The organism is Candidatus Neomarinimicrobiota bacterium (assembly GCA_018647265.1).
In the GTDB taxonomy this organism is placed as follows: Bacteria; Fidelibacterota; Marinisomatia; order Marinisomatales; family TCS55; genus TCS55.
Window position 1 is genome coordinate 1 of sequence record JABGTK010000073.1, and the last position, 7,862, is coordinate 7,862.

At 39.1% G+C, this 7,862-nt stretch carries 10 protein-coding genes; all 10 read left to right on the forward strand.

The features are described from left to right. Positions 1-187: hypothetical protein (locus HN459_04410; GenBank protein MBT3478687.1), on the forward strand; the 187-nt coding region annotated here is incomplete at its 5' end. Beyond that, on the forward strand, positions 174-986 hold the full coding sequence (locus HN459_04415; protein MBT3478688.1) for a metal ABC transporter permease: 813 nt from the start codon (positions 174-176) through the stop codon (positions 984-986). The genes HN459_04410 and HN459_04415, both read left to right, overlap by 14 nt. Position 987: 1 nt before the next feature. Beyond that, positions 988-1,812 carry a pirin family protein gene (locus tag HN459_04420; protein ID MBT3478689.1) on the forward strand — a complete coding sequence of 275 codons (825 nt, stop codon included), beginning with the start codon at positions 988-990 and terminating at the stop codon, positions 1,810-1,812. Further along, a complete protein-coding gene (locus HN459_04425) occupies positions 1,812-2,375 on the forward strand; it encodes a DNA-3-methyladenine glycosylase I (protein MBT3478690.1) in 564 nt (187 codons plus the stop codon). Before HN459_04420 ends, HN459_04425 begins: the two co-directional genes overlap by 1 nt. Beyond that, complete coding sequence (locus tag HN459_04430; protein ID MBT3478691.1) at positions 2,372-2,821, forward strand: VOC family protein; 450 nt, start codon at positions 2,372-2,374, stop codon at positions 2,819-2,821. Before HN459_04425 ends, HN459_04430 begins: the two co-directional genes overlap by 4 nt. Positions 2,822-2,915: 94 nt before the next feature. Continuing rightward, complete coding sequence (gene msrB / locus HN459_04435) at positions 2,916-3,401, forward strand: peptide-methionine (R)-S-oxide reductase MsrB (GenBank protein ID MBT3478692.1); 486 nt, start codon at positions 2,916-2,918, stop codon at positions 3,399-3,401. A 113-nt stretch (positions 3,402-3,514) separates the two neighbouring features. After that, positions 3,515-3,919, forward strand: a complete 405-nt coding sequence (locus HN459_04440) for a hypothetical protein (GenBank protein MBT3478693.1) — start codon at positions 3,515-3,517, stop codon at positions 3,917-3,919. Next, positions 3,916-6,345 (forward strand): TonB-dependent receptor, encoded by a 2,430-nt coding sequence (locus tag HN459_04445; GenBank protein MBT3478694.1) that lies wholly within the window; start codon positions 3,916-3,918, stop codon positions 6,343-6,345. The genes HN459_04440 and HN459_04445 overlap by 4 nt, the downstream gene beginning before the upstream one ends. A 9-nt stretch (positions 6,346-6,354) precedes the next feature. Continuing rightward, positions 6,355-7,209, forward strand: a complete 855-nt coding sequence (locus HN459_04450; protein MBT3478695.1) for a DUF4249 family protein — start codon at positions 6,355-6,357, stop codon at positions 7,207-7,209. 117 nt (positions 7,210-7,326) lie between these two features. Beyond that, a partial coding sequence (locus HN459_04455; protein ID MBT3478696.1) for a sterol desaturase family protein occupies positions 7,327-7,862 on the forward strand: 536 nt, incomplete at its 3' end.

A 7,862-nucleotide genomic window follows, 5' to 3' on the forward strand; every position in this document is an offset into this window, starting at 1 on the left:
AGAAGTGATTGCTTCCGAATCTTATTTCAGCGATCGTGTACCTAAATTTATTGCATCAAAAACAAAAGTAAAAACGGTGAAATTGGCTCAATCTGTAGGTGCAATTGAAGGAGCAGATTCTTATATCCATTTATTCGAAACAAATTTAAAAATTTTATCTAAAGCCTTTGGAGTTGAACATGATTGATCTCATACTTTGGCCTTTGCTGGCAACGTTCGTTATTACGGGAATCCATGTGTATTTAGGTCTCCACGTGGTAACGCGGGGCGTGATATTTGTCGATTTAGCTTTGGCGCAAGTGGCTGCTTTTGGATCAGCCATTGGAATTATTGTTGGATTAGAGCATGATGGATATTCGAGTTATTTGTTGGCGGTCTCATTTACAATTATGGGTGCAGCCTTTTTTGCCTATGTACGCTCAAGTAAACAAAGAATACCTCAGGAAGCCATCATTGGAATTACTTATGTTGTGTGCGCAGCAGCTATGATATTACTCTTCAGTAAATCAGCAGAGGGATCGGAACATTTGAATCATTTACTAGTGGGATCCATTCTATTTGTTACACCAAATAAAATTGGCTACACAGCTTTGCTTTATGGCATTATAGGATACTTTCATTGGAAATACCGTGATCGGTTTTTCGAAACATCTCAATCCCATTATAAAACAGGTGAAATAGATAAATCTGTGCGATTTTGGGATTTTCTATTTTATGTTACTTTCGGTTTTGTTGTCACAAGTTCTGTGAAAATAGCCGGTGTACTACTGGTTTTTTCATTTTTAATTATTCCCACAGTGGCGGCGCTTTTATTCCAAGAATCCATTCGTGAGAGACTCATATTTGGTTGGATATTTAGTATGGTGGGGAGTTTTTTAGGGATGTTTGTATCCATTTGGTTTGATTTGCCAACAGGCGCAGCGATTGTTGTAACTTTCGGGATAATGCTGGCGATTTCAGGTCTTTATCGTGTGATAAACCGGTAAAATGAATTACCAGAAAATAAAACAGATAGTAGAAGGCATCCAAACAACCGATGGTGCCGGCGTCAATCTCACCCGCATTATTGGCTCGTCGGACCTCAATATGCTGGACCCGTTTTTACTTTTAGATGAATTCGGAAGCGACAATCCGGATGATTATATTGCCGGGTTTCCGCCACACCCGCACCGTGGATTTGAAACCATCACCTATATGCTCAACGGAAAGTGGCAGCATAAAGATTCTGCCGGAAACGAAGGTAAGTTAGGGGAAGGTTCTGTACAGTGGATGACCGCAGGCCGCGGTATCATTCATAGCGAAATGCCAATACAGACCGATGGCTTAGCCCGTGGATTCCAATTATGGCTTAACCTGCCAAAAGATAAAAAAATGATTGAGCCTGCTTACCAAGACATTGAATCCGAACAAATTCCCATTGTTAAAGAAAAGGCAGGAACGGTGAAAGTAATTTCGGGGGAATATAGTGGAACTATAGGTCCGGGAAAATCTCACACACCCGTTTTGATTTTGGATATCCGAATAAACCCCAACAGTGAGATAACTATCCCTGTGAATGATGATTGGAATGCCTTTGCATTTATTTATGAAGGTAAAATTTCGTATGGTAAAGTTTTGGAGAAGGGTCAATTGGCTGTATTTGAAACAGATGGGAATATTCAATTAAAAACTAATGACAAAAAAGCAGGGATTTTTCTCGCAGCCGGTGAACCTTTAAATGAACCGGTAGCAAGGGGCGGTCCTTTTGTCATGAATACCCGTGGTGAAATATTGCAGGCATTTTCTGATTATGAAAATGGTAAATTTGAATAATGACGCGCTGTGAATGGTCAACGAATAGTCCCCAATATTTACAATATCATGATGAAGAATGGGGTGTTCCGCTTCATGATGATACTACATTATTTGAGTTTTTAATTCTTGAAGGTGCTCAAGCGGGACTTAGTTGGGAAACTATTCTTAAAAAACGAGATGGTTATCGGGAGGCCTTCAATCAATTTGATGCGGAAAAAATATCAAAATATTCTGAATCTAAAATTGAATCTTTACTCCAAAATCCAAAAATTGTTCGTAACCGACTCAAGGTAAATTCAACCGTATTGAATGCCAAATTATTCCTGGATATTCAAAAGGAGTTCGGCAGTTTTGATAAATATATTTGGCAATTTACTCAGGGAATGACTATTCAGAATTCATTTCAACATATGTCAGAAATACCTGCAAATACTTCTGAATCCGATGCCATGAGCAAAGACCTGAAAAAACGAGGTTTCAAATTTATCGGTACCACTATTTGCTATGCATTCATGCAAGCTACAGGTATGGTGAATGACCATGTGGTAAATTGTTTTAGATATGAGGAATTATCCAAATGAAAGCCCATTATTTAGGGCATGTCGTTTTTTATGTGAAGAACTTGGAGAAATCCTTGGCCTTTTATCGAGACTTGCTTGGGTTCGAACTAGTTGGAGATTTCTTCCGTCCATTTACTGCTGTTGCACTTACTGCCGGCCGAACCCATCATGAAATTTTATTGATCCAAGTTGGAGATGCACCAGGGCCACCAAAAGGGCATCGAATTGGTCTCTATCACATTGGTATTAAGGTAGGTGATTCTTTAGATGAACTCCGCGCCGTGCGGGATGAGTTAATAGAATCCGAAATACCCATTTCAGGTATGAGTGACCATACGGTAAGCCAAAGTATTTACTTAGAAGATCCAGATGGAAACGAAGTTGAAATCTACGTGGATGATCCAGATGTGGATTGGAAGAACGATCCGTCTCTTGTTATGTCGCCCATCAGGCGGTTGGAATTGTAAAAGGGAACATTTTGTGATTATCCTCACATCCATACCTAAGAAATGAAACCAAACCAGGTGTAAATTCGTATACACGGGCAAAAAGGAAATTGTCATGAAAAAATTATTAATCATATCATTAATCATTATGACCGGAATTATAATTACTGGCCAAACCAAAAAAGACTCATCAAAAGGATTTGTTATGGACAAAGTTGTTAAAAGTAGTGAAGAATGGCAAACATGTCTCACACCTGAAGAGTACCAAGTTTTGAGAGAAAAAGGGACGGAAGCTGCTTTTACGGGAAAATATTATAAATATAAAGAAGTAGGCACTTATTTATGTGCGGCCTGCGGGAATGAGCTTTTTGCTTCGGGAACCAAATATGATTCAGGATCCGGATGGCCTGCATTTTTTGATGCATTGGATGAAACAAAAGTGAATACAAAACGGGATATTAGTTATGGAATGGTTCGAACTGAGATAACCTGCGCCAAATGTGACTCTCACTTAGGCCATGTTTTTGAAGATGGTCCAAAACCTACAGGATTACGATATTGTGTGAACTCATTGGCATTGGATTTTGCTCCAAAAAAATAAGCCAAATATTTAACTCATTTATTAAGGGCCGATTCGTTGGCCCTTTTTTTTAACTTATTAAAGTTATGATTGTCTAAAGAGCTAAGTTAATTCAATAAAGGTAAGAGGATTTTATGAAATTCCACATCAATCAACTCATATTTCTAACAATTATTACATCATTTGTATTTGCCCAAAGACCGATGGGAGGCGATTCTCCAGAACCTATTGATTGGGTTAAAAAATTGGATTTATCTGAGGATCAAGCCAAACAAATGGATCAAATCCAAAAAAAGTTCAGAGATGAAATTACGGTAATGCGTGAGAATCGATCTGGAAATCCAATGCAAATGATGGGACGAATGCAAGAGAAACAAAAACAAAGAGATAAAGCAGTCAAAAAAGTCCTCTCTAAAAAGCAAAATAAAAAATACAAAAAAGAATTGAAGTCCCAGCAGAAAGACAGAAGAAAACGCATGGGAAATAAAAGACAAGGGCAAGGCCGTAAAGGTGGTGGCCAAGGGAGACGACGGAATTGATAAAAATATATATTTTAAGTTTACTAACTATTTCAATAATTCTGGGGCAAAAACAAACTCAAGATATTTCAGGAGTCGTAATTGACATAGACAATTTGGAACCGCTGCCTTATGCCAATGTGGTTGTTCAGGATATGAATCGAGGGATTACAACCAATTCTGATGGACAATTTGTTTTGGTGGATGTGCCTGCGGTTCCTTGTACGCTGATTATCTCTTATATTGGATATCGTAGGGCGAAGATAGGATATGATAATTCTGGCCCAAAGCGGGCAATGGATATTCGGCTCAAAATGGAAGCTTTGGATTTTCAGGCAGTTGACGTAATCGCTGATGAATACCAGATTATGAAAAGTGCTGATGAAGTGAGCAAAGTTACATTGTCGCCGCGCCAACTTGCTTTACTTCCCAATATGGGAGAAGTGGATATTTTTCGTTCGCTCCAATTATTGCCAGGGATAAGTAGTACTGGTGACGGATCTTCCGGTATTAATGTCCGTGGCGGTGGCTCTAACCAGAATATGATATTACTAGATGGCATGAATATTTATCACGTGGATCATTTCTTCGGTATGTTTAGCGCTTTCAATGCCGATGCCATTAAGGATGTTCAAGTTTATAAAGGAGGATTCCCGGCTAAATATGGCGGGCGGCTTTCCAGCGTAATTGATATGACGGGTAAAAATGGGGATTTGACTCGTCGTCAATTTGGTGTGGGCGCTAATCTTATGTCGACTCAATTATTATACGAAACACCCATTATTATGGGTGGTAGTTGGTTGTTTTCTTTTCGACGGTCATATTCGGATTTTATGTCCAGCCCATTCTTTGACAAAATGTATGAATTTGTGACGGGTGATGATGAAGTACCAACAAATAATCGGCGAAGAGTCAATCCGGATAACCCTGATCAAGAGGATGCTTTTCAGCAGCAAATTTTCCCAACCTTTTATTTTTACGATCTTCATAATAAAGTCACCTTCACCCCTGGAAGGAATGATGTGGTCAGTCTAAGTATGTATGGTGGTAGAGATTTTTTAAATGAATCGCGCCAGACAGAAGGTGTCAGGGGACGTCCCGGCGGCGGCGGTGGTGGCAATCAGCAAAATGTCACACGGATTGATGATAATAATACGGACTGGGGGAATTTGGGTGTGAGTCTGCGTTGGAATCATCATTGGACAGACCGTTTTTCTAGCCAAGCTTTATTCAGTTCATCACGGTTCAAAAGTAATTATGATCGTCATCTTTATACAGAAGGCGGTGGGGGGAGATCCTTTAAAATAGGAGAAGGTAATGGTGCCAAGGATCAATCATTACGGATCGATAATGTCCTCCATGCCAACGCCAATCATATTTTGGAATTTGGTCTTGAAATGACCAACCTTGGTACCCATTATGATGTAACCGTTTTTGATACAATTCCAATTTTAGATTTGGAATCTAACACCTTATTGACCAGTCTATACCTTGAAGACCGTTGGCAGGTTACACCATCCTTGACACTTGGGATTGGTTTACGGGCCACCTCCCAAACCGGATTGGATAGTTTATTAGTTATGGATCTGGCGACAGATTCTGTTTTTATCTCACCTCGATTATCATTCAATTGGAAAATTGGAGACAGGTTCTCTTTAAAAGGAGCTTGGGGGAATTATTTTCAATTCATTAATAATATAGTTTTGGAAGATGTACTCCAAGGTAATTCTAATTTCTGGCTCGTTTCCGATGATAATATTCCAGCGGGATCGGCTGAGCATCAAATCTTAGGGATGAAATATGAAACACGGAATTACCTGTTTGAAGTTGAGGGGTATCGGAAATTTTTAGATGGTCTTGTGGAATATACAAGGCGATTTCAAGAACTAGCTGATTATGGGAATTACTTTTTCTTTGGTGACGGTTATGCCGAAGGAGTAGAATTCCTTGCCCAGAAAAAATCTGGCGCATTTAATGGATGGCTCAGTTATACCTACGCCAATGTTAAATATGATTTTGGTGCTCTTGCGCCAGAACCATACCCTGCCAGCCATGATAAAACACACGAAGCAAAGATTGTCGGAACTTATAAATGGGGTCCATGGAACTTTGCTTCTACTTTTGTCTACTCCACAGGCACACCTTATACAACGCCACAAAGCAGGTATTATCTTCCACTCCTGAATGGCGATGAATTCATCTATATCCATGTAAGCGAAAAAAATGGTTATCGTCTCCCCGATTACCATCGCATGGATGTGAGCGTTTTTCGTCAAATGATTACGCCCGCTTTTAAATGGGATGTGGGCATTTCGGTATTCAATTTATATAACAGGAAAAATGTGAATTACCGGGAATATGATCTGGATGTGATACCCGTGGTTGTTTCTGATATGCTGTTATTGCCCATGACAATAACACTGTTCTTTAAAGTCACATTGAAATAGGTGGATAAAATGAATAATAAATTATTTTTCTCAGCATTAGTGAGTCTCACTTTTTTAACTATCAGTTGTGAGGATGACCTTACACCTGTTCCATTGGAGAACTTAATCGTTGTCAGGGGATATCTTTATGCGGGACAACCGGTGAATGATGTGATACTCGCTTCTACCTTGGCTTTGGATGACGAAAGTGAATCCCCACTCCCACTTGATTCTGCAGAAGTGATTTTAAAACGAGGGACGGAGTCATTTGTTCTGAAGCCAGTTTATTCTTACGATACGACCGAAACTGATACAATATTTGGCATTACTTATGCTTACCCAGATTCCGATTTAGTGGTAGCAGAAGGGGATACTTTTACATTAGAGATAAATTATGATGGCCAACAGTTAAGTGCTGAAACAATCGTCCCAGCCCAGCCGGATAGTTTCACCACAAATTTGGATACTTTATATGTTCCAAATTTCGATCGAAACCGTGACTATATTCGCTGGATTTTTGCCGATTCAAATATCGTCCGGTTGAATTGGGATAATTCTAATGACGAGTATCATTATCTGTTAATGGATAATGTAGAAGAAGACCCGCAACCACTCGAAAAAACGTTACCACCTCGATGGCGGCGGTTTATTTCGCAACCATTCATTGATACCACATATACCATGTTCGCCAGTACGATCACACATTTTGGCCGTCATGATATTGTGTTATTTCATGTTCAAGAAGACTATGTCCTTTTGTATCAATCCAGTGGACAGGATTCACGCGATCTGAATGAACCTTTCAGCAATATTAATGGAGGCTTAGGAATGTTCACAGCCTTCAATAGTGATACGGTTTCTATCGTGTTGTTGCCTGAGGAATAAAAATGAATTAGTTAATTCGGAAAAGGGGAATCAGATTAGATTCCCCTTTTTTTGACTGTTTCATTTTATTTAATTTATAATAGTAAGATTTGTTTTTTTAATCACAATGGGTCTCAGATGGAAATAATAGAAACATTAATAAATGAAATTATTGGATTCTTGGGCATCACTCAAGCTTGGGAAATTCTAAAATCCGGTGATTACAGCACTTTCAAAAGCTATGATGGGATTGTATCGCTTATTTATCCGATGATGCCATTTCTGTTGATCGTGGAGTTAATATTGGGTCTTTTTCACAAAAACCCCCAGACTAAAGTTTATAAAGTCAATTTTCTAATTTATATATTTAATCGGTTTATAAGCCGGTTTATTGGTATTGCCATGGTGGCTTTTAGCATAGGTCTTTTTCAATCATTTGCACCGATTAAAATAGGGCTTTCTTGGTATGGTTTTATTTACGGATATATTATTTGGGAGCTGGGTCATTTCGTGTACCATTTTTTAGCCCATAAAGTGCGCCTTTTTTGGTGTCTTCATTCCACCCATCACGCTCCCGAGGATATGAATCTATCTGTTTCTCACGCCCACTTTTTCTTGGAAGCACCTTATGCCGACATAATTCGAACGACTGTGTGTATTCTCTTGGGGGTTCA

What these genes read in the sequence shown, in the direction of transcription:
- HN459_04425 (MBT3478690.1), top strand. Translation starts at nt 1,812, where the DNA reads ATGACGCGCTGTGAATGGTCAACGAATAGTCCCCAATATTTACAATAT.
- HN459_04450 (MBT3478695.1), top strand. Translation starts at nt 6,355, where the DNA reads ATGAATAATAAATTATTTTTCTCAGCATTAGTGAGTCTCACTTTTTTA.
- HN459_04440 (MBT3478693.1), top strand. Translation starts at nt 3,515, where the DNA reads ATGAAATTCCACATCAATCAACTCATATTTCTAACAATTATTACATCA.
- HN459_04420 (MBT3478689.1), top strand. Translation starts at nt 988, where the DNA reads ATGAATTACCAGAAAATAAAACAGATAGTAGAAGGCATCCAAACAACC.
- msrB (MBT3478692.1), top strand. Translation starts at nt 2,916, where the DNA reads ATGAAAAAATTATTAATCATATCATTAATCATTATGACCGGAATTATA.
- HN459_04430 (MBT3478691.1), top strand. Translation starts at nt 2,372, where the DNA reads ATGAAAGCCCATTATTTAGGGCATGTCGTTTTTTATGTGAAGAACTTG.